The sequence below is a fragment of the Pseudomonas sp. yb_9 genome, from assembly GCF_043103635.1.
Classification (GTDB): domain Bacteria; phylum Pseudomonadota; class Gammaproteobacteria; order Pseudomonadales; family Pseudomonadaceae; genus Aquipseudomonas; species Aquipseudomonas monteilii.
The window spans coordinates 208,456-227,149 of the sequence record NZ_JBICKA010000007.1; the positions used below are offsets into that span (position 1 = coordinate 208,456).

Here is an 18,694-nt window from a genome sequence, read left to right on the forward strand (position 1 = left end):
CTGCGCAATCGAGCAGCGTTGCTAGACTCGCGCCTCGCCCCATTCAACCGTAGCGGCCATCGAGCAAAGGATATGCATCGAGCAGCAGGACGTCACCACGCCTTCGCCTGGATACTCTATGCCAGCGTGCTGTTCGCCGTGCTGCACTGTGGCATCGGCCACGGTCAGGCCACCGGCTTGGCGCTCAATGGCGCCGGCAGCGCGTTCTGCGGCCACGCTGGTGCGCCGCCTGGCCCCATCGGTTTCGAACAATGGCTAGGCGAGAACCTGGCCGCCAATACCACGCTCGATTGTCCACTGTGCAGCCACGCGGGCCTGGCGTTCACGCCCCTGCTGCCAGACCTGCCGTTCGCACACGCTGCGCTCGATGACCGCCTGCCCGCTGCCCCGGCAGCCTGGCCCCGTCGCCTGTGGCCCGCAGCCAACCCCCGCGCCTCGCCTGCCCTGGCCTGATCCGTTGTCCCTGACCCGCCCCACGCCCCTGGCTCTATGCACCTGGGGATGCCGCCATGCGCGCGGGGCTGGCCCGTCTCGACTTATCGCAACAGGAACACCCAGAGCATGAAGAACAAGACGCTTTGCTGCGCCGCCGCACTTGCCCTTTCCAGTGGTACCGCACTGGCCCAGACCGACAGCGTAGAGCTGCCGGAAACCACAGTGGTCGGCACTTCGGTCATTGACCAGAACAACGTTGACAGCTTCGGCAGCCTGACCACCGTGGTCGGCCAGGAGCAGATTCGCGACCTCAACGCCCTTGACCTGTCCTCCGCCCTGCGCCGCACCCCTGGCGTGGTGGTGTCGCGCTTCAACCCGGTCGGTTCGTTCGGCGGCGCCGAGGGTGGCGCCGTGTACATCCGCGGTATGGGTGCCAGCCGCCCGGGCAGCGAGATCAAGACCTACATCGACGGCGTGCCGTTCTACATGGGGGTGTGGGGCCACCCGCTGCTGGACCTGCTGCCGATCAATGCCATGCAGAGCATCAGTGTGTACAAGGGCCCGCAGCCGCAGAAGTTCGGCAACACCTTCGCCGCCATCGACCTCACGCCCAAAGTGGCCGAACAGGGCGATAACCACCACGGAGAACTGCAACTGACCGGTGGCAGCTTCCGTACCGCCACCGAACAGGCCAGCCTGATCGGCCGCGAAGGCAACTTCGACTACCTCCTGGCACAGGGCGCCGCCCACTCGGACGGTGACCGCAGCGATGGCGACGGCCGCCTGAACAACGGCATGGCACGCCTGGGCTATCGCCTGAACGACAACTGGAGCACCGGCTTGCTGGTGCTGCACGCCAACAACCAGGTCTCCGATCCCGGCCAAAAAGGCCTGCCAGAGACCAAGAACGGCGAATTCAACACCCGTGGCACCCTGACCTCGCTGTCTGTGGCCCACGAGCATGATTGGGGTAATGGCAGCCTCAAGCTCTACCATAACGAGGGCCGTGGTTCCGCCCTTGACCAGACCGGCCTGGACGGCGACACCATCAGCGACTTCACCCTTCAGGGCATTCGCTGGGAAGAGCAACTGCGCCCTTGGCAAGGCGGCGAAGTGGCGTTGGGCTTGGACGTCGACGAAAGCAAGGGCGAAGTGCACTTCAAGCGCATTGCCCCAGCGCCGCAGGCGAAGTTCGACGCCCCTACCCTGCGCGTGACCTCACCGCATATCGCCGTCAGCCATGCCTTCGCCCTCAACGACCGCTGGACCCTGACGCCATCGGCGGGCGTACGCACCTACGACCACAATGTCTTCGACAGCGCCACCGCGCCCCACGCCGGGCTGCTGCTGTCGTCGGACAATGTCGAATTCCGCGCCAATGCCTCGCGCGGCATCAACTATCCGGGCCTGGAGGCCTCGGTGATGTCGAGCCTGATCCCGGCGCTGGGCGAAACCTGGAAAGACCTCAAGCCCGAAAAGCTCGACCATCAGGAGCTGGGCGTGCGCTTCAACCCGATCGACAGCGCCACCCTCGACCTGGCGGTGTTCAAGGACAAGCTGCAGGACCGCTACCTGTTTGCCTTCCCGCCGACCGTGTCGAGCCCGTCCTACATCAACCTGGGCGACTACAACGTCAAGGGCGCCGAAGCCACCTGGCAGCAGCGCTGGACCAGCAACTGGAGCAGCTTCGTCGGTTTCACCTGGCTCGACCCGTCGCTCAAGACCCTGCCCTATGCGCCGCAGAAGTCGCTGTCGTTGGGTACCACCTACGAGATCGGCCGCTGGCGCCTGTCGGCAGACGCGCAATACCAGAAAGACATGTACGTACTGGCCGAAGAGCGCACCGCCGGTGCCAGCAACTTCTCCAAGGTCGACAGCTTCACCGTGGTCAACATGCGCGTGGGCTACGCCGTGCCGGCGCTGGGCAAGGTCGGCGAAGTGTTCGTCGCCGTGGAGAACCTGTTCGACCGAAACTACGCCTACCGCACCAACTACCCGATGCCCGGCACTTCGGCGCAGTTGGGTGTGAAGATGGGCTTCTGAGCCCGCCACCGGACGCTGCCGACAGTCGTCGGCAGCCTCATAAAGGAAAACGCAGATGAAAGCACCGATCCTTGCCTTGCTGCTGGCCTGCAGCCCGCTGCTGGCCATGGCCGACACCGCCAGCGAGCAACAGAGCATCCAGCAACTGATGCGGCACAACTTCGAACGCCCCGACGCACCGCTGGATGTCGGCCCGGTGACTGTCGAAGGCGACCATGCGGTGGCCGGCTGGCTGCAGGACCAGCGCGGCGGCCGCGCGCTGCTTCGCAAGGGGCCTCATGGCTGGCGGGTGGTGTTGTGCGCCGGCGATTCGTTGCTCGACCCGGCTACCCTGCGCAGCGCGGGGCTCGGCGAACAGGACGCGGCCCGGCTGAGCCAGGCCGTGCGCCAGGCCGAAAGTGAACAGCCAACCGAGCGGGTCAAGCAGTTCGCGCTGTTCCAGGGCGTGGTCAAGGTCGACAAGGACGCTGCCCACGGGAATCACTAATGAACAGGCCGGGGCTTTTCAAGCCCGGCTTGTGTGTCACAGCGGTCCGAACCCTTGAGGCTGGCAGCCAGGGTATAAGCCAGCAACATCGGGAGCAGTACACTGGCGAGAATCAGCAGGGTACCCAAGGTTCTTTCGTCACTGGCCGCGCTCCATAGGGTCATGCTGGCAGACGGTTGCACGCTGGAAGGCAAGATGAAGGGGAACAACGCCAGCCCTGCGCTGCACAGCGTTGCACCTACTGTCAGGCCACTGCCCAACAGCGCCATGCGAGGCCGGGCATGGGTGCAGGCGAACAGGCTCATGAGCGTGCCAGACAAGGCCAGCACTGGTGCCAGGCCGGCTGCAGGCCAGGCCTGAAAATTGGCCAGCCAACCTGGATTGTTGGCCAGCACCACGAACGCGCCAGGCCCGCACAAGGTGGCCGGACGCTCCACGGCCCACAAGCTGTAACCGCGTGCGTTCGCTGCCAGCCCTATCGCAGCCACGATGAAACTGGCCAGGAACATCACGCCCGCAACGCCTGCAACCCGGCTTGCTGGCTGATACAGGGAGTGGCCACCACGCTGCATCACCCAGGTAGCGCCACACTGGCAGACCATCGCCAGGCTCACGACACCTGAAAGCAAGGCGAACGGACTGAAGAGACCGGCCAAAGAGCCGTGAAACTGCATACCCGCCTGACCACAGCGACTGAATGGCAACCCAAGGAGCAGGTTGCCCAGCATGCCCCCCAACAGAGCTGCCGGCAGCAGGCCGATTGCCAACACTCTCCAGGTTTGGCGCGGTCGGGCGGCTTGCCAGGCAGATCGGCGCAGCAGTATCAGCAGGCTCACCAAGCCTGTCATCAGGCAGGCCAGGCCACCGAGCGATGGCCAGACCAGCGCAAGCGTGCATCCCAGGGCCAGCAACCACAGCAGGTTGATAGGCTGAGGCGCGGCCGCAGACGGCTGCAGCGGTTCGGCACCTTGCCCCGATAGCCACGGCACCAGCACCCGCGCGCCCACGTCCAGACTTTCGCCCAGCACAAAACCGATCAACATCACGCCAATCAATAACCACCAGACGATTTTCAGCAGTTCGTGGTCCATGACGGCTCTCCCAGCCTGAAAAAAGCGGCCCATCCGAAGAAGGGCCGCTGTGGGTTGCCTGCCGTGCAGCGTGGATGGGACAACGGCAAAGCAGGCTCTGCCCATGCTAGGCGTTGCCTGCGGCGCTCCCCACTGCGACAGCCCGTCGCAGTGAGTGGTAAGCGTTGGCCCCACGGGCGCCCAGCAGTGGCGCAGGGAAAACTGCGGCAGCCTGTCGCACCGCAGCGTACGGCATTACCCCGGCCGCGGCCCGATACAGCAGCGACTACGCTAAATGGCCTATCAGCCTCGATAACGAAGGCTGCCGCGATCAATCAAACAAGGAGCTGCCAATGAAACCTTTCATGTTCAAAGGCTTGCGCAAAGCCAATGGATTGCTGTTGGGCATGTTGTTGACGAGCTTCGCCATCACCGCCCTGGCCCAGGTCGAAGTCAAGGTCGATGCACCGGTACGTCCGCTGGCCAGCGGCGACGACTTGCCGGACTAGCAAGCACCCAGTTGCAGTGCTGAGCCTGCTCGCGTGTGAGGCAGCCCGTTGGCGAGCAAATCCAGCGTGCGGTGTATCTCGCGCTCCGCCGTATCCACCAGTTCGAGGATCACACGGCAGCGTTTCAGGTAACGGTTGCCGGCTTCGGTCAGGGCGATGCGGCGGGTGGTGCGGTTGAGCAAACGAATATGCAAGTGCGCTTCCAGGTTGGAGAGCATCCGGGAAACGCTGGCAGTCGTGGTGTCCAGACTTTCGGCCGCGCCGGTCAGGCTGCCGGCCTGAACCACGCAACTGAACGCGCGCATGGCTTGGAGTACGTCCATCGTCAGTATCTCGCTAGGTATTCAGTGAAGTGGGAAACGGGCGGCGTATTGCCGCCCAGGTCCTGGCTTGGCTTAGCCGGGCACCGGCAACCAACGCCGGAAGCTGCTCGCGCCCTTGGCGCTCAGCGGGCTCCAGGAAAATTCCCACGGGGGTGGCGGCAAGTCTTCATCCGCCTGGGGCGTTGGTAGCGCCGGGCGAACGCCGGTTTTCCACTCCACCACCCGTTCATCCATCGGTTGCCAGGCCAGCACCAGGCCACGGGCCTGGGACACGTCAGTTGCGACCCACAACGCCGCCGCCGCCACCATGAAGGCTTCGATATGCTCCTCCGTCACCCGTGCCTGGTAAGGAGAGTTCAGTAACCAACGGCAAACGCTGATGTAATAGGTCCAGTCCAGCGCCGGATGGTGTCGGTATGCCCAGGTCATGAATCGTCGGAACAACTCCAGGCCTTCTGGCGGATCAAGCTTGAGCAGCCCTGGGCAGACATCGAACAGCGTGTGCCAGTAAGGCAGCAGGCGTGCATCGAGGTTGACGAAGCTGCGGGCATTGCAGGGGTAGTCGGGAAACGGCAACAGAAATTCGCCGCTGCGCGACGGACGAGCGGAAGGCTCCAGCAGCGCTGAAGCGGTCAGGGTACGAGACATCGTGTGCTCCTGGGTACGGCTAGCCATCGGCAGGCCGACGCCCCGCCTTTCGCGGGTGCGGCCTGGGTCCTTGCAGGTCAGGCGATCGCCGTCGGGGAGGCACGGGGGTTGATCGATGGCCAGCGGTGCCGGGGCGAACGCAGCCCAACAGCCGGTTGCCGGTCGACAGGCAGCGCAGGCAAGGCAAAGCCTGCCAGGACCAATGCAGCAGGCATGGGTGCCGGGCCGCCCTGGGCGCAGCAGCAATGTCCGGGGTCGGCCGTTTTCGGGCTTAGGTTGCCATCCTTGTCCGGAATCGCCGGCTGTACGCCGCCCGACGAGCAGTAGCTGCCCGCCAGCAATTGCTGCAGGCTAAGGTCGCCCAGGGTACTGGCCATCGGCAATGCCAGCACCTTGAGCAGCATCGCTAGCAGCGCGGCGACCCAGAGGTTGTCCCAGGTACGTGCGCACAGGCCGCAACGGCGCATGTTCACGCCTCGCCAGGTAGCGCGGGCGTGGAGATTCGACAGGTCATGAGGGCCTCTCTCCAACGACGGTCAAACCAGCCAGCAGTTACATGCAAGGCATGCACTGCCGGTCTGGAGTGCTAAGGGCAGGCACAGGCCCGCCAGGGCGCCAAGGCGCCGGTAGCGTCAGAGAGGTGAAGCGCGAGGGTTGGACGAGGGCCAGCAATAACGCGGCGGCGCCTGGCTGCGGATTTCGCGCGGCAATGGCCGGCGCTCACGGCTGGCCAGCAGCCAGGCGACGGCAATCAGAAAAACCAGCGTTAGAAAGGCCACCGCCCCCATCGGGCAACTGAAGGGGATGCTCAGGTCGCCCGCCAAGGCGTTGTCCTGCTTGGCTTTCAGCAGGCCAGTATCGCCACCAAGGCTGCAGAACGCACCGCCGAATCCATTCAGCGCCAATCCCAATGCCTGCCCGTGGGAAAGGCCACAGCCAAGTACATTGAACAGGACACAGAAGTACAGTGCCCAGGCAATGAGGGGACGGTTTGAAGGCAGGCGGTTCATGGGCCGCAACTTTAGCATCGAAAAAGGCCCCGCAGAAGCACCAACCTCGGCCTGCCCTCTCTGCGACAAGCCGTCACACCTCACGTAACAGGCCTCGATTCACCCGCGCGGGTGCCCCTCAGGGACAGATTGTCGCAGTTGGTCACACCCGCCACCGTCCTTACAGTGGCGCCGCCATCGCAATGGCCCGTGTCATTTCCCCAGACAGCAACGCTGAGCCGGCCAGGACCCGGGCTCTGCTTCCCGAAAACGGCGCCAAGGTGCGCCACCCTGTGAGGCTCCATCATCATGAGCGTGCTCGAGGCGCTAGACCTGGCTCGAATCCAGTTCGCCTTCACCGTTTCCTTCCATATCCTGTTCCCCGCCATCACCATCGGCCTTGCCAGTTACCTGGCCGTGCTCGAAGGCCTGTGGCTGCGAACGAATCAGCAGGTCTACCGCGACCTCTATCACTTCTGGTCGAAGATCTTCGCCGTCAATTTCGGCATGGGGGTGGTGTCCGGCCTGGTCATGGCTTATCAGTTCGGCACCAACTGGAGCCGCTTCTCCGACTTTGCCGGCGCCGTGACCGGCCCATTGCTCACCTATGAGGTGCTGACCGCCTTTTTCCTCGAAGCGGGTTTCCTGGGCGTCATGCTGTTCGGCTGGAACCGTGTCGGCCGGGGCCTGCATTTCTTTTCCACCTGCATGGTGGCGCTCGGCACGCTGGTCTCGACCTTCTGGATCCTGGCGTCCAACAGCTGGATGCAGACGCCACAAGGGCACGAGATCATTGATGGCCGGGTGGTGCCGGTGGACTGGTTTGCGGTGGTGTTCAACCCCTCCTTCCCCTACCGCCTGATGCATATGGCCACCGCTGCGTTCGTTGCCACGGCCTTCTTCGTCGGCGCTTCGGCGGCCTGGCACCTGCTGCGCGGTCGTGACAACCCGGCGGTGCGCAAGATGCTGTCGATGGCCATGTGGATGGCGCTGATAGTGGCGCCGATCCAGGCGGTGATCGGTGACTTCCATGGCCTGAACACGCTCAAGCACCAGCCGGTGAAGATCGCCGCCATCGAAGGCCACTGGGAGAACGTGCCGGGTGAGCCAACCCCGCTGATCCTGTTCGGCATCCCCGACATGAAGGCTGAGACCACGCGCTTCAAGATCGAGATTCCGGCGTTGGGCAGCCTGATCCTGACCCACAGCCTGGACAAGCAGGTGCCGGCGATGAAGGAGTTCCCGCCTGAGGACCGGCCGAATTCGACCATCGTGTTCTTGTCGTTCCGGGTCATGGTCGGGCTGGGCTTGCTGATGATCTTCGTGGGGCTGTGGAGCCTGTGGCTGCGCAAGCGCGGCACGTTGTACAGCTCGCGGCCGTTCCTCTACCTCACGCTGTGGATGGGGCCGTCGGGGCTGATCGCGATCCTTGCAGGCTGGTTCACCACCGAGATCGGCCGCCAGCCGTGGGTGGTCTACGGCCTGCTGCGCACGGCCGACGGGGTCTCGAACCATGACGCCACCCAACTCAGCATTACCCTGGTGACGTTCGTGGTGGTGTATTTCGCCCTGTTCGGCACCGGCCTTGGCTACATGATGCGCCTGGTGCGCAAAGGGCCGAAACCTGGCGAGGGCGACCATCACACCCCAGGCGGTCCCGGCCAGCAACATACCCCGGCGCGGCCGCTGTCCGCCGCCGACGATTACCAGGCAGAGGTGAATTGACATGGGCATCGACCTTCCACTGATCTGGGCGGTGATCATCATCTTCGGGGTGATGATGTATGTGGTGATGGATGGCTTTGACCTGGGGATCGGCATGCTCTTCCCCTTCGTCAAGGACGAGCGTGACCGTGATGTGATGATGAACACGGTCGCCCCGGTCTGGGACGGCAACGAGACCTGGTTGATCCTCGGCGGGGCGGCACTGTTCGGTGCCTTCCCCCTGGCCTACGCGGTGGTGCTCGAAGCGCTCTACCTGCCGCTGATCCTGATGCTGATGGGCCTGATCTTCAGGGGCGTAGCCTTCGAATTTCGCTTCAAGGCCAAACCCGCCAAGCGCCATCTCTGGGACAAGGCCTTCATCTGCGGCTCGCTGGTCGCGACCTTCTCCCAAGGCGTTGCCCTGGGCGCCTTCATCGAAGGCATCAAGGTGGTCGAGCGCAGGTATGCCGGCGGCGCACTCGACTGGCTCACGCCGTTCAGCCTGTTCTGCGGCCTGGGTTTGGTGGTCGCCTACACCTTGCTCGGTTGCACCTGGCTGGTGATGAAGACCGAAGGGCCGCTGCAGCAGCGCATGCACGATGTTGCCAGGCCGCTGGCGTTGGTATTGCTGGTGGTCATCGCTGTGGTCAGCCTGTGGACGCCACTGGCCTATCCGCAGATCGCCGCCCGCTGGTTCAGCATGCCCAATCTGCTGTGGTTCCTGCCGGTGCCCCTCCTGGTAGTGGTCACCTTCTACGGGCTGCTGCGTGCCGTGGCACGCAATGCACACTACACCCCGTTCCTGTTGACCTTGGCGTTGATCTTCCTGGGTTACAGCGGGCTGGGCATCAGCCTGTGGCCCAACATCATCCCGCCTTCGGTCAGCATCTGGGATGCCGCAGCGCCGCCGCAAAGCCAAGGCTTCATGCTGGTGGGCACGCTGTTCATCCTGCCCATCATCCTCGGCTACACGTTCTGGAGCTACTACGTGTTCCGCGGCAAGGTGACCCATGAAGACGGCTACCACTAGGAGCATAAGGTGATGACCTCGAGCGTGAAGCAGCCTCTGTGGCGCAGACTGGCCTGGCTGGCGTTGATCTGGGCTGGCAGTGTCACGGCGTTGGGCCTGTTCGCCTGGCTGATCCGATTGTTCATGCTAGCTGCCGGCATGCGCACTCATTGACCCCCCTTGCGGGTGCGCCTGCGACAAAATGGCGCACCCGTGAACTTTTACAGCCCGCAAGGGATGCGGCTTAATGCACGCCTCATTCGTTCGGGGGTTTCATGGCTGCACGTGCTCGCGCACACTTCTATCTGCTGGCCTGCTTCGCCGTGCTGTTCAACCTGCTGGCGATGCCGCTCGACCGTGCCTTGCAAACACCCCGCATCGATAGCCAGTCACTGATCCTCGGTAGCTTCTGCAGCCTGCACGGTGCGCAGAGCCTGCCCAAGTCACTGCTGGCCCAACTCAAGGCCGAGTTGCCGCAACTCGACGATCAGCCGGCAACGAAAAACCAGGCGGGCGACTGCTGTTGCGGACACGCCGGGCATGCCTTGCTGGCCAGCGACTATTATCGCCACCTGTTCCCCCGCTTCTGGCCCGACGCACTGCTGCTCGGTGACAGCCACAGGCTGCCACTGCCACGCGAACAGTGGCCAAAGCTGAACCCACGCGCCTCCCCCCTGGCCTGAACCGTCGTTGCTTGCCCACAGCTGCCCCGTGACTGCGGTGTGCAGCCCTGCTCGACCGTTTCCAGGAAACCACTCATGTCTGCGTTCCGTTGCACCGCACGTGCCGTTCTGCCCGTGCTCGCTTTGTACAGCCTCAGCCCCATGTCACTGGCCATTGCTGAAACACTGCCCGCTGAAAACTCCACCCTCACCCTCGGCGCGGTCACCGTGACCGGCAATGAAAGCGGCCCGCTGGCCACCAGCAGCGTGCTCAGTTCGGTGGACATCCTGGGCGGCGATATCCTCGAAAAAATGCCCGTGACCTATAGCTGGGAACTGTTCAGCCGCGCGCCCGGGGTGATGCTCACCGAGTTCAACCAGGGCACCACCTCGGGCAAACTGTCGTTCCGCGGCTTCAATGGCGAAGGCGAAGTGAACGCGGTGAAGTTGCTGATCGATGGCATCCCCAGCAACACCAACGATGGCAACATGCCCTTCATCGACTCGGTGTTCCCCATGGACATCGACAGCATCGAAGTGGTGCGCGGCACCAGCGACCCACGCTACGGCCTGAACAACATCGCCGGCAACGTCAACATAAACACCCGCACCGGCGGCAACTACAACAAGGCGCGCGTGCGCTACGGCAGCTTCAACACCCGCGAAGTGCAACTGGCCAAGGGCATCGAGACCAGCAACTGGACGCAGAACTATTTCTTCGGTCGCCAGCAGGTCGACGGCTATCGCGACCATGCCGACACCGAGCGCTACAGCTTCGGCGGCAAGTGGTTCTACACCCCTGACGATGGCAGCTACCGCCTTGGCCTGATCGCCCGCCACTACGAGTCCGAAGCCCAAGAGGCCGGCTACCTGACCGAAGACGATGCCCGCCATCATCCGCGCATGAGCAACGCCTACAACGCCACGGACAAAGGCACACGGCGGATGAACCAGGTCAGCGTGCACTTCGACACGGACTTGACCGACAACTTGTCCTGGTCGGCCAAGACCTACCTCAACACCTTCGACGACCGCCGCTGGACCCAGTACTGGCGCACCAGCTCACAGCAGGAGCGCGACACCTACGAAGACCAGTACGGCGCCATCACCTCGCTAACCTGGCGGCCGCAGGTGGACTGGCTGCACGCCTTCGCCCTGGAAGGCGGCAGCGATGTGCAGAAGCAGCAGAACCGCAGCGAGCGCTATCGCACCGTGGAACGTGTGCGTCAGGCCCAGACCCGCGACCAGGACTTCGACTTCAACACCGTCGGGGCCTACGTGCAGGCAGAGATCGAGCCGTTCGAATCACTGAAGATCGTGCCGGCCTACCGGGTGGACAAGATCAGTGGCGACTTCACCAACAAGATGACCGGGCAGGACTACGACATCAACGACTATGGGCTGATCAAGCAGCCCAAGCTCAGCGTGGTCTACTCGCCTTGGCGCTTCGCCAGTGTCTACGCCAACTGGGGGCGCACCTTCCAGGTCGGTACCGGTGCGGCGGCCTACAAGGTGCCGCCGCGCAACGAAGACCTTGACCCGTCGATCAACGAGGGCTGGGAAACCGGCGTCAAGTTCACACCTGCCAGCTGGATCGATGGCCGCGTGGCCTACTGGCGCCAGGACGCCACCGGTGAAGTCAGCCGCCGCCTCAACGACCCCAGCGGCGAATCGGACAACGTCGGTGAAACCCGGCGCTGGGGCTACGACCTGCAGGTCAACCTGCATCCGAACGAGCGCACCGAGATGTGGATGTCGTACTCCTGGCAATACTCGAAGATCCTTGAGCCGAGCAGCGCATTGCCCGACAGCAAAGGCAAGGAAATCGACCACGTGCCGCACCACCTGTGGAACACCGGCATCAGCTACCAGGCGACCCCTGCCCTGCAACTGAACGCCTGGGCGAACGGCCAGACCAATTACTACCTGGAGCGTGAGAATACCCAGGGCACGTACGGCGGGTACGTACTGATGAACCTGGGTGCCATCTACAAACTCAGCGAAACCATGAGCGTAGACCTGCAACTGAAGAATCTGACCAACCGCTATTACGAGTACGTCTGGTACGACCCCGATGGCGCCGATGCCTCGCTGCATTCGCCGGGTGACGGTCGAGCTCTGTATGCCGGGGTGACCTTCGATTTCTAAAAGGGATCTGCGTTCTATCTGGTGAGTGGTCTGTTACGCCAAAGCGCTGGCGTTACAGCGATCACTTGCATCAGTTGAGCGGGGTGGGTGGGAGTGTCCCCAGCAGTGAGACCGCTGCGACTGCCGCCACCCCACAGAACCATTCAACCAGGATGCTGATGCGCAGTACGTGAATACGGCCTGATCGAGCATTCAGTCGATTGAAGTACGCACTTATCTTTGACCCGGCGCTCGATGCAGGCCATGAGGATGTCGTGGTTGCCCGCGACGGCCGCCTGACCGTCTTCGGTGGAAACAACACTTCCGGGCCAATTGATGTGGCACCAGCTCGCAACGCATGCGCCAGCGCCAGCGCCAGCGGAAGGATGGACTTTGAATCCGAGGCATTCGTCGTATCAGGCACGCTCCAGGCGAATGGCAAAGCTGCAGGCAGCGCCACCCAGCAGGACGCCGAGAACGGCATGCTGGTCGTGCACGGCACGCAGGACCCGGATGTGCTCAAAGGCCTGGCTCACCCTCTGGGCAGGAACAGCGGGCAGGAGAACGCACTACTCGCCTTTAGCTGCAAGGACCACGGAGCCGATGCCGGAGACCTGGCCCCAACGCTTCGTGCCATGGGCCACGGCTCCAGCCATCCCAACGCCGGTGGCCAGGTCGCAGTGTGCATCACCGGCGAGATTACCCACACTCTGAAGGCCGAGGGTTTCGACGCAAGCGAGGACGGCACCGGCCGTGGCCAGCCAATCGTGGCCCACGCTATTCAGGCCGGTGCGCTGCGGGAGAATCCAGCCAGCGGGCCAGATGGCGTAGGCGTACAAGCCGAGCACACTTACACCTTGGAGGCTCGGGCTGAAGTCCAGGCAGTGCATACCTACTCCCAAGTTCGGCGCCTCACACCACGGGAGTGCGAATTGCTCCAGGGCTTTGATGGTGACCACACCCGCATCCCATATCGCGGCAAGCCAGCCGATGAATGCCCCGGTGGCCCTCGCTACAAGGCGATCGGCAACAGCAAGGCCGTGTTCGTCGTCCGCTGGATTGGCCGGCGCATCCAATAACAACTTGAACGCATCGCTTGAGGTTACCCATGCCCACAGAAAACCGATCCAGCAACACAGAGATGGTCAGCGTGCCGCGCTTCAGCTTGGAAGCGGCCCGCGATTGCCTCGTTATCTGCCAAGATCAGGCATTCCAGTCGTGCGAGTGCGAATCTTGCCCTCAATGCGGACTGATGCCCGACGAGTGCACCGGCGCCGAATGCTCCAAGACTTGCCAGTGCACAATCTGCGAGCACTGCATGAACAAGGACTCAATCGATTCGCTGACTACTCTGTTAGCCCGGCCAGTCCCCCAGCCCCACCCCGAGCCTATAGCCTGGATGGTTGGTACTGCCTTCTGGTGGACCAAAGAAGAGGCAGAGAGGGATGCGGCAGAGATGAACCTACCTGTGATTGGCTTGGGCCCAATGACCGATACCGGCGAGGTTCAGCGGCTACGAGAAGCGCTGAAGTTCTACGCCGACCGGGACCACTTCGCTGAGGACATTGGCAGCGACTGGGACACCGTGAGCGGCGAGCCAGCGAACGTGCTGTGGCATGACTCCGAGGCTTGGTTCGTCGAAGACGGCTCCATTGCCAGGGCTGCACTAACAGAACGTTCTGAGCCGGACCTCTACTGAAAATCGCAGATCCCTCTGCGACTTCGAATCAGACCAGTAACGAAGGCTGTGTTTTCTGGCTCAGAAAGATGACCCATGCGTCATATGCATTTTGGTGCCAGACCACAGCATCATCCCAGGGGACGCCGTCAATCTCGCCTTTAGAAATTAGGTACCTGAGCCTGGAGTTTGAGGCATCCAATTCGAGGAGGTGCCGATGAGCCGTGTAGCGAAAATCTTCGTTGCTTAGCATTGGACTGATGTCCTAAAGGGCTGGCTCGAGAATACGTGCCGATGTCCCTGTACATTCATTGTGACATCAAATCGAAGCGGCAGCTCCGTAATCGGCACGAAGCACATTTGTACTCCTAAGCTGTAACCCCTCTCCCCTCTATTCGATCATCGAAAGTTGGATGCGTGCTCAGCTATCCAGTCGTTGGCGCGCTGCAGCGCCCAAGCCGTAGCAGCCGTCATCGTCTGACCTTTGCGCTCTGGGTAGTTTTCCTCGAGAAGCATCAGCCCCTTTGGGCCGTAAATACCGAAGAACAATTGGGTGATGTTCTCTTTTGAAACACGCACCTGAATGTTGATCAAAGTACCGCAGGGAAGGCGCTCATCGTAGTTGCGGAAATGCAACGCGGGATCGGCCCATTCCCAGTAAACCTTACCGCGTTTTCGCATGGCCGGGCCTTCTAGAAGGAGGAGAGTTGACGTTTCGGTCAGCCTACTAAAGCCGTGCAAATTTTCCAGTAAAACCTTTCCCCTCTCCCCTCTATTCACTGCCGCGATATGGCGGCCAAGGCGAAGCTATGTCTCAAGCAAAGGAACGCCCGATCCTGTTCAGCGGGCATATGGTCCGCGCCATCCTAAACGGCCAGAAGACTGTCACACGGCGCGAGATCAAGCCCAGCATGCGGAGCGCTGATAGCAGCTTCGAGCTTCACCAGCAGGAAGACGAGTCTTGGCGCCCCATGCACACTTTTGACGAGAGCGGCATGGATGCTCAAGGTACTGAGCACCCGATTGTCTGCCCCTACGGCCAATTCGGTGACCGCCTGTGGGTTCGCGAGGCTTGGCTGGCAGATGCTCAACTCGATTCGATCGCACCGCGCGACCTGAGCCAGGGCGAGCCCATCATGTACCCTGCCGATGGAAGTGTCCGGCAGACAGGTTGCGCAATGATCTCGCAGGGCCGAGGGCGCCCCTCGATCCACATGCCGCGCTGGGCTAGCCGCATCCTGCTGGAAATCACCGCAGTGCGAGTCGAGCTGCTGCAGGACATCAGTGAGGAGCAGGCCGAGGCCGAAGGTGTTGGCTTTCTCCGCCGCGCGCCAGACGCCGACGAGACGCTGACTGCCGCCCAGTTATTCGAGTGCCTCTGGAGCAGCATCAACGGCGATGAATCATGGAACGGCAACCCCTGGGTCTGGGTCGTCGAGTTCAAGAGGATCGAGCCATGACCCGCCTCGCCCTCTGCCTCCTGCTGCTGGCCACCGGCGCCAGCGCAACCGAGAACGTCATCGACGTGCAGCACGACAGCCAGCGCGGCGTCACCTGCTACCTGCTGAACGGAGTCGGCATCAGCTGTATCCCCGACAGCCAGCTGCAGGCCGGCAACGAGCGCCAGCTCTCCCCGCACGAACAGCAGGACAACGGACCTACACCCGCTCTGGCGCCTGGGTGCTGGATTGATGAGAGGTATCAGCTGTGAGCAAGATCGACTGGAGCAAAGCGCCAGAATGGGCAGACGGCCATGGCCTAATCGCCCATCACGGCATAACCGAGGTGTGGATCAACATGGACCAGTACGCCGTGGTCGGAGCCGAGGATCGCGCTTATCCATATGGCGGTGGCGCGGGCGAGACGCGGCACAACTTCACGCGCGGCCAGGTCCAGTACATCACGCCTCGACCGGGGCAATGGGACGGCACAGGCCTTCCACCGGTAGGGGTGGTGTGCGAACGAAGGTTCCACGACAAAGAGGGAAGCAGCTGGCAGCGCGTCACGATCACCGCTCACGGCCACAAGAAAATCATGTGCCTCGAAGAAACTGGTGATGAGTGGGCGCACTTCGGGCTGGAGGTTTCGTTCCGGCCCGCCCGCACTCCGGAGCAGATCGCTGCAGATGAACGCCTGCACAAGGTCCGCAACGCTCACACTGCCATCGCAAGAACGCTTGAGTGTTTCCGGGGAGACATTCCAGCGGAGTCCGTTTCCCGACAGGTGATCGAGGCGATGATCGACGCCGGCTACATCAGGCAGGTGACGCCATGATCGCCCTCGCCTACATGGCCTACCTGGTATGGAAGGCGCCGCGATGAATCATACAGTCAGCTACGAAGAAATACGTAAAGCGATGCGAGAGAAAGGGATTACCCAATCCGAACTCGCCCGTAAGCTTGGTGTGAGCCAAGCGTCCATCAGCGACGTTTTGTGCGGCCGCAGTGCCTCATCCGGCAAACTTGGTCGCGCCTTGCTGGCCGAACTCGAACTCACACCGCGCCAGGATCCACCCGCCGCTCCACGATGCCCATTCATGAGTTCATTCCCGGTGCGAATGGCAGTTTCAGGTCAGTCCCTGGCGAAACGGCTAGCTGAAGCACTGATGATTGCAGTGATCGCAAACCTGATCACGAAGTAACCCCTCCCCCAACTACTCAAGCCCGCAGACATGCGCGGGCATGGAGAGCTATTGCCATGACGAAACACAAACACACACCTGGCCCGTGGGAAATTGAACCGCTTGAAGTTTTCGGCCGCGGTGATCGTGAAGGTACCGCCCACATCGTGCTTTGGGACGAAGGCCGAGAGGGCTATACGGTAGTAGCCCAAGGGCTGAGCTATGACGATGATGAATCGGTAGCGAACGCCATCCTTATCGCCCAGGCCCCTCAGCTTCTCTCCGACCTGACCGACGCCGCCGCCCAACTGCGCAAGTACGAAACCCTGCACCGGGCTAAGGGTACTGCCGACAGCCTGGCCAAGGCCGAGGCCAACGCCGAACTTGCCTCGCGCTTCGAGTAGACCATTGCCGCGGCCACGGCCTGACCACCAACCTGCCGCCATCGGCGGCGTGGAGACCATCCATGAACCTGATCGACTGCTACGTCACGAAGATCCTCGTCAAGCCGTACCGCAAGTTCGGCGCCTGGTGGGTCGACGTTGAGTACGACAGCTGGGGCAGCACCAGCACAACCCGGCTCATGTTCCGCACCGAGGAAGCCGCCCGGGCGGCGAAGGTCGGGCACCACTTCACGGCCTGATCGGCCGCAGGAGAACCACATGGCGAACGCTAGCGCGGCACCGGCCGCTCGCATTCAGCCGCGCATCATCCGCGCCGGCGATGCACCCCACTACCTCGGCATGTGCCGATCGGAATTCAACAAGACCGTCAGGCCGCATGTGAGCGAATTCCCCATTGGGGAGCGCGGCATCGGTTTCGACCGGGAAGAGCTGGACGCCTGGGTGAACGACTACATCCAGGCCATGGCAATTGCGAAAGAAGGCGCTCAGGGACGACAATCACCCGGCAGCGAGCGCCCATCAGGAGATAAGGGATGGCGCGAAAGACAATCACATGCCTTTCCCAAAGGAACGGCATCTGGCACATCGACAAGAGGATCAACGGCGAAAGACTTTACGAAAGCACTGGAGCTTGTGACCGGGCGGAAGCGGAAAAGTACCTGATTCACCGGCTGGAGCAGATCCGGCAGCGCAAGGTGTACGGCGTTCGGCAGGTGCGAACCTTTCGGGAGGCGGCAACCAGGTACCTACTCGAGCACAAGGACCAGCCGTCAATAAAGCTGACCGCCCTATGCTTGCAACAGCTGGACCCATACTTGGGCGATTTGCCGCTGACGTACATAGACGACCAGGCGCTGGCCCCGTTCATTCGGGACCGGCAGACGGACGAAGACTTTCCGAATGGGAAGGTGCGGAAGGCAGTCAGCAACAGGACGGTGAACATCGCGATTGAACGAGTGATTCGCGTGCTGTCGCTGGCTTGCCGTAAGTGGCGGGATGAAGAGCGCAGGCCCTGGCTCGACAGCATTCCGCTGCTGGCCAAGCTGGAGGAGAAGAGAGCCAGTCGAAAGCCATACCCGATGTCATGGGACGAGCAGTCGATTCTCTTTGGGGAGTTGCCGGAACACCTGCATAAGATGGCCCTGTTCAAGGTGAACACGGGCTGCCAAGAGCAGGAGGTCTGCAAACTGAGGTGGGATTAGGAGATCTCGGTACCCGAACTGGGCACCACTGTTTTTCTGATACCTGCCGACTTCGGTGGCCGGCACGAGAACTCAGGCGTGAAGAACCGGGACGAGCGCCTGGTGGTGCTGAACAGCGTGGCAAAGTCGATCATCGACGGGCAGCGAGGGATTAGTCGGGAATGAGTATTCCCCTACAACGGCACCGGAATGCACAGGATGAACGACTCGGCCTGGAAGAAAGCGAGGGTGCGCGCGGCAAAGCTCTGGCAGGAGCAAAATCTGAGGCCGGCACACCCTGGGTTCGCTTCCATCAGGGTTCACGATTTGAAGCACACTTTCGGCAGGCGCCTGAAAGCAGCTGGTGTAACAGAGGAAGATCGGAAGTCGCTTCTTGGCCACAAGAACGGCAGCGTGACCAGTCACTATTCTGGCGCGGAGCTGGGACAGTTGATAGAGGCGGCAAACAAAGTTTCAGCGACGGACTCGCGTGGGCCGGTGCTGACGATTTTGAAGAGGAGGCAGGCGTAAAAACCTGAGAAGTCACGCAAAAGTCACGCAAAGGAAAAAGGCCACCCCTTGCGGAAATGGCCTAAGTCCTTGGGATTATTGGTCGGGACGGAGTGATTCGAACACTCGACCCCTTGCACCCCATAAAGGTAAATACCCATCCTATCTGATTCAACCTCATCCGAAGCATAATGCTCAAACCCCTGGTTTTACTGGATTTTATCCATTCTACTGTCCAAAATAGCCCACAGCTGTTCGAGGAAAGCCGATCTCAATTGGCAACGAATTGGCAACC

The 18,694-nt window shown here is 62.1% G+C and carries 22 protein-coding genes and 4 pseudogenes; 19 read left to right on the plus strand and 7 right to left on the minus strand.

Going from position 1 to position 18,694, the window contains the following annotated elements:
* Window positions 1-72 precede the first annotated feature (72 nt).
* From ACF8MI_RS02525 to ACF8MI_RS02535, 3 genes are all read left to right on the plus strand, one after another.
* The gene (locus ACF8MI_RS02525; protein ID WP_060497280.1) at window positions 73-453 is read left to right on the plus strand and encodes a DUF2946 family protein; all 381 of its coding nucleotides are present in this window, start codon (window positions 73-75) and stop codon (window positions 451-453) included.
* A 108-nt stretch (window positions 454-561) separates the two neighbouring features.
* Window positions 562-2,478 (plus strand): TonB-dependent receptor domain-containing protein, encoded by a 1,917-nt coding sequence (locus ACF8MI_RS02530; RefSeq protein WP_164524673.1) that lies wholly within the window; start codon window positions 562-564, stop codon window positions 2,476-2,478.
* A 55-nt stretch (window positions 2,479-2,533) separates the two neighbouring features.
* Window positions 2,534-2,965: a copper uptake system-associated protein gene (locus tag ACF8MI_RS02535; RefSeq protein WP_060497281.1), complete on the plus strand. Its 432-nt coding sequence runs from the start codon at window positions 2,534-2,536 to the stop codon at window positions 2,963-2,965.
* On the opposite strand, the gene cydB (ACF8MI_RS02540) is transcribed toward ACF8MI_RS02535, so the two are convergent.
* Window positions 2,962-4,056 carry a cytochrome d ubiquinol oxidase subunit II gene (cydB, locus tag ACF8MI_RS02540; RefSeq protein ID WP_200928452.1) on the minus strand — a complete coding sequence of 365 codons (1,095 nt, stop codon included), beginning with the start codon at window positions 4,054-4,056 and terminating at the stop codon, window positions 2,962-2,964. The two genes, ACF8MI_RS02535 and cydB (ACF8MI_RS02540), sit on opposite strands and share 4 nt — an antisense overlap.
* Before the next feature lie 332 nt (window positions 4,057-4,388).
* On the opposite strand from cydB (ACF8MI_RS02540), the gene ACF8MI_RS02545 reads away from it, so the two are divergent.
* Window positions 4,389-4,544 (plus strand): hypothetical protein, encoded by a 156-nt coding sequence (locus tag ACF8MI_RS02545; protein ID WP_156342047.1) that lies wholly within the window; start codon window positions 4,389-4,391, stop codon window positions 4,542-4,544.
* Between the two features lie 77 nt (window positions 4,545-4,621).
* On the opposite strand, the pseudogene ACF8MI_RS02550 reads toward ACF8MI_RS02545, so the two are convergent.
* The 4 genes and pseudogenes from ACF8MI_RS02550 to ACF8MI_RS02565 form a co-directional block, all read right to left on the minus strand.
* Window positions 4,622-4,867: pseudogene (locus tag ACF8MI_RS02550) on the minus strand (LysR family transcriptional regulator); the annotation flags it as partial.
* A gap of 72 nt (window positions 4,868-4,939) precedes the next feature.
* Entirely contained in the window at window positions 4,940-5,515 is a 576-nt protein-coding gene (locus tag ACF8MI_RS02555; protein WP_200928453.1) for a putative natural product biosynthesis protein, read from the minus strand.
* A gap of 77 nt (window positions 5,516-5,592) precedes the next feature.
* On the minus strand, window positions 5,593-5,982 hold the full coding sequence (locus tag ACF8MI_RS02560) for a DUF2946 family protein (RefSeq protein WP_060497285.1): 390 nt from the start codon (window positions 5,980-5,982) through the stop codon (window positions 5,593-5,595).
* Between the two features lie 165 nt (window positions 5,983-6,147).
* Window positions 6,148-6,525, minus strand: a complete 378-nt coding sequence (locus tag ACF8MI_RS02565) for a DUF2946 domain-containing protein (RefSeq protein WP_060497286.1) — start codon at window positions 6,523-6,525, stop codon at window positions 6,148-6,150.
* Between the two features lie 288 nt (window positions 6,526-6,813).
* Here ACF8MI_RS02565 and ACF8MI_RS02570 point away from each other — a divergent pair, with 288 nt between their 5' ends.
* The 5 genes from ACF8MI_RS02570 to ACF8MI_RS02590 all read left to right on the plus strand — a co-directional run bounded on the left by ACF8MI_RS02570 (window position 6,814) and on the right by ACF8MI_RS02590 (window position 12,027).
* Window positions 6,814-8,229, plus strand: coding sequence for a cytochrome ubiquinol oxidase subunit I (locus ACF8MI_RS02570; RefSeq protein ID WP_104834501.1), 1,416 nt, complete (start codon window positions 6,814-6,816; stop codon window positions 8,227-8,229).
* A gap of 1 nt (window position 8,230) precedes the next feature.
* Complete coding sequence (cydB, locus tag ACF8MI_RS02575) at window positions 8,231-9,238, plus strand: cytochrome d ubiquinol oxidase subunit II (protein ID WP_060497287.1); 1,008 nt, start codon at window positions 8,231-8,233, stop codon at window positions 9,236-9,238.
* A gap of 12 nt (window positions 9,239-9,250) precedes the next feature.
* Window positions 9,251-9,391: a DUF2474 domain-containing protein gene (locus ACF8MI_RS02580; protein WP_082426321.1), complete on the plus strand. Its 141-nt coding sequence runs from the start codon at window positions 9,251-9,253 to the stop codon at window positions 9,389-9,391.
* A gap of 101 nt (window positions 9,392-9,492) precedes the next feature.
* Window positions 9,493-9,900, plus strand: coding sequence for a DUF2946 family protein (locus ACF8MI_RS02585; RefSeq protein ID WP_060497288.1), 408 nt, complete (start codon window positions 9,493-9,495; stop codon window positions 9,898-9,900).
* A 75-nt stretch (window positions 9,901-9,975) separates the two neighbouring features.
* Complete coding sequence (locus ACF8MI_RS02590; RefSeq protein WP_060497289.1) at window positions 9,976-12,027, plus strand: TonB-dependent receptor; 2,052 nt, start codon at window positions 9,976-9,978, stop codon at window positions 12,025-12,027.
* Window positions 12,028-12,097: 70 nt separating this feature from the next.
* Here ACF8MI_RS02590 and ACF8MI_RS02595 read toward each other — a convergent pair.
* Window positions 12,098-12,238, minus strand: a pseudogene (locus ACF8MI_RS02595) (copper resistance protein CopD); the annotation flags it as partial.
* Window positions 12,239-12,416: 178 nt separating this feature from the next.
* On the opposite strand from ACF8MI_RS02595, the pseudogene ACF8MI_RS02600 reads away from it, so the two are divergent.
* Both ACF8MI_RS02600 and ACF8MI_RS02605 read left to right on the plus strand, forming a co-directional pair.
* Window positions 12,417-13,085 (plus strand): annotated as a pseudogene (locus ACF8MI_RS02600) (DNA cytosine methyltransferase); the annotation flags it as partial.
* 239 nt (window positions 13,086-13,324) lie between these two features.
* Window positions 13,325-13,705: a hypothetical protein gene (locus ACF8MI_RS02605; protein WP_223624033.1), complete on the plus strand. Its 381-nt coding sequence runs from the start codon at window positions 13,325-13,327 to the stop codon at window positions 13,703-13,705.
* A 378-nt stretch (window positions 13,706-14,083) separates the two neighbouring features.
* On the opposite strand, the gene ACF8MI_RS02610 is transcribed toward ACF8MI_RS02605, so the two are convergent.
* Entirely contained in the window at window positions 14,084-14,365 is a 282-nt protein-coding gene (locus ACF8MI_RS02610) for a hypothetical protein (RefSeq protein ID WP_060497292.1), read from the minus strand.
* A gap of 128 nt (window positions 14,366-14,493) precedes the next feature.
* Between ACF8MI_RS02610 and ACF8MI_RS02615 the strand changes: the two genes are divergently transcribed.
* The 8 genes and pseudogenes from ACF8MI_RS02615 to ACF8MI_RS02650 all read left to right on the plus strand — a co-directional run bounded on the left by ACF8MI_RS02615 (window position 14,494) and on the right by ACF8MI_RS02650 (window position 18,420).
* Complete coding sequence (locus ACF8MI_RS02615) at window positions 14,494-15,144, plus strand: hypothetical protein (protein ID WP_060497293.1); 651 nt, start codon at window positions 14,494-14,496, stop codon at window positions 15,142-15,144.
* Window positions 15,141-15,395 carry a hypothetical protein gene (locus ACF8MI_RS02620; protein WP_164524675.1) on the plus strand — a complete coding sequence of 85 codons (255 nt, stop codon included), beginning with the start codon at window positions 15,141-15,143 and terminating at the stop codon, window positions 15,393-15,395. The genes ACF8MI_RS02615 and ACF8MI_RS02620 overlap by 4 nt, the downstream gene beginning before the upstream one ends.
* The gene (locus tag ACF8MI_RS02625) at window positions 15,392-15,958 is read left to right on the plus strand and encodes a hypothetical protein (protein ID WP_060497295.1); all 567 of its coding nucleotides are present in this window, start codon (window positions 15,392-15,394) and stop codon (window positions 15,956-15,958) included. Before ACF8MI_RS02620 ends, ACF8MI_RS02625 begins: the two co-directional genes overlap by 4 nt.
* Window positions 15,959-16,001: 43 nt before the next feature.
* On the plus strand, window positions 16,002-16,325 hold the full coding sequence (locus ACF8MI_RS02630; protein ID WP_060497296.1) for a helix-turn-helix transcriptional regulator: 324 nt from the start codon (window positions 16,002-16,004) through the stop codon (window positions 16,323-16,325).
* Window positions 16,326-16,381: 56 nt separating this feature from the next.
* The gene (locus ACF8MI_RS02635; protein WP_060497297.1) at window positions 16,382-16,708 is read left to right on the plus strand and encodes a hypothetical protein; all 327 of its coding nucleotides are present in this window, start codon (window positions 16,382-16,384) and stop codon (window positions 16,706-16,708) included.
* A gap of 62 nt (window positions 16,709-16,770) precedes the next feature.
* On the plus strand, window positions 16,771-16,947 hold the full coding sequence (locus ACF8MI_RS02640) for a hypothetical protein (RefSeq protein ID WP_177337067.1): 177 nt from the start codon (window positions 16,771-16,773) through the stop codon (window positions 16,945-16,947).
* Window positions 16,948-16,966: 19 nt separating this feature from the next.
* Window positions 16,967-17,371 carry an AlpA family transcriptional regulator gene (locus ACF8MI_RS02645; RefSeq protein WP_223624038.1) on the plus strand — a complete coding sequence of 135 codons (405 nt, stop codon included), beginning with the start codon at window positions 16,967-16,969 and terminating at the stop codon, window positions 17,369-17,371.
* Window positions 17,257-18,420 (plus strand): annotated as a pseudogene (locus tag ACF8MI_RS02650) (tyrosine-type recombinase/integrase). The gene ACF8MI_RS02645 and the pseudogene ACF8MI_RS02650 overlap by 115 nt, the downstream one beginning before the upstream one ends.
* Window positions 18,421-18,694: the final 274 nt, after the last annotated feature.

Bases quoted from the DNA above. Each gene is read 5' to 3' on its own strand.
- ACF8MI_RS02640 (WP_177337067.1), top strand. From the start codon at position 16,771: ATGAACCTGATCGACTGCTACGTCACGAAGATCCTCGTCAAGCCGTAC.
- ACF8MI_RS02590 (WP_060497289.1), top strand. From the start codon at position 9,976: ATGTCTGCGTTCCGTTGCACCGCACGTGCCGTTCTGCCCGTGCTCGCT.
- ACF8MI_RS02620 (WP_164524675.1), top strand. From the start codon at position 15,141: ATGACCCGCCTCGCCCTCTGCCTCCTGCTGCTGGCCACCGGCGCCAGC.
- ACF8MI_RS02610 (WP_060497292.1), bottom strand. From the start codon at position 14,365: ATGCGAAAACGCGGTAAGGTTTACTGGGAATGGGCCGATCCCGCGTTG.
- ACF8MI_RS02605 (WP_223624033.1), top strand. From the start codon at position 13,325: ATGAACAAGGACTCAATCGATTCGCTGACTACTCTGTTAGCCCGGCCA.
- ACF8MI_RS02635 (WP_060497297.1), top strand. From the start codon at position 16,382: ATGACGAAACACAAACACACACCTGGCCCGTGGGAAATTGAACCGCTT.
- ACF8MI_RS02545 (WP_156342047.1), top strand. From the start codon at position 4,389: ATGAAACCTTTCATGTTCAAAGGCTTGCGCAAAGCCAATGGATTGCTG.
- ACF8MI_RS02585 (WP_060497288.1), top strand. From the start codon at position 9,493: ATGGCTGCACGTGCTCGCGCACACTTCTATCTGCTGGCCTGCTTCGCC.
- ACF8MI_RS02615 (WP_060497293.1), top strand. From the start codon at position 14,494: ATGTCTCAAGCAAAGGAACGCCCGATCCTGTTCAGCGGGCATATGGTC.
- cydB (WP_060497287.1), top strand. From the start codon at position 8,231: ATGGGCATCGACCTTCCACTGATCTGGGCGGTGATCATCATCTTCGGG.
- ACF8MI_RS02570 (WP_104834501.1), top strand. From the start codon at position 6,814: ATGAGCGTGCTCGAGGCGCTAGACCTGGCTCGAATCCAGTTCGCCTTC.
- ACF8MI_RS02560 (WP_060497285.1), bottom strand. From the start codon at position 5,982: ATGCGCCGTTGCGGCCTGTGCGCACGTACCTGGGACAACCTCTGGGTC.
- ACF8MI_RS02630 (WP_060497296.1), top strand. From the start codon at position 16,002: ATGAATCATACAGTCAGCTACGAAGAAATACGTAAAGCGATGCGAGAG.
- ACF8MI_RS02530 (WP_164524673.1), top strand. From the start codon at position 562: ATGAAGAACAAGACGCTTTGCTGCGCCGCCGCACTTGCCCTTTCCAGT.
- ACF8MI_RS02580 (WP_082426321.1), top strand. From the start codon at position 9,251: ATGACCTCGAGCGTGAAGCAGCCTCTGTGGCGCAGACTGGCCTGGCTG.
- ACF8MI_RS02525 (WP_060497280.1), top strand. From the start codon at position 73: ATGCATCGAGCAGCAGGACGTCACCACGCCTTCGCCTGGATACTCTAT.
- ACF8MI_RS02555 (WP_200928453.1), bottom strand. From the start codon at position 5,515: ATGTCTCGTACCCTGACCGCTTCAGCGCTGCTGGAGCCTTCCGCTCGT.
- ACF8MI_RS02565 (WP_060497286.1), bottom strand. From the start codon at position 6,525: ATGAACCGCCTGCCTTCAAACCGTCCCCTCATTGCCTGGGCACTGTAC.
- ACF8MI_RS02645 (WP_223624038.1), top strand. From the start codon at position 16,967: ATGGCGAACGCTAGCGCGGCACCGGCCGCTCGCATTCAGCCGCGCATC.
- cydB (WP_200928452.1), bottom strand. From the start codon at position 4,056: ATGGACCACGAACTGCTGAAAATCGTCTGGTGGTTATTGATTGGCGTG.
- ACF8MI_RS02535 (WP_060497281.1), top strand. From the start codon at position 2,534: ATGAAAGCACCGATCCTTGCCTTGCTGCTGGCCTGCAGCCCGCTGCTG.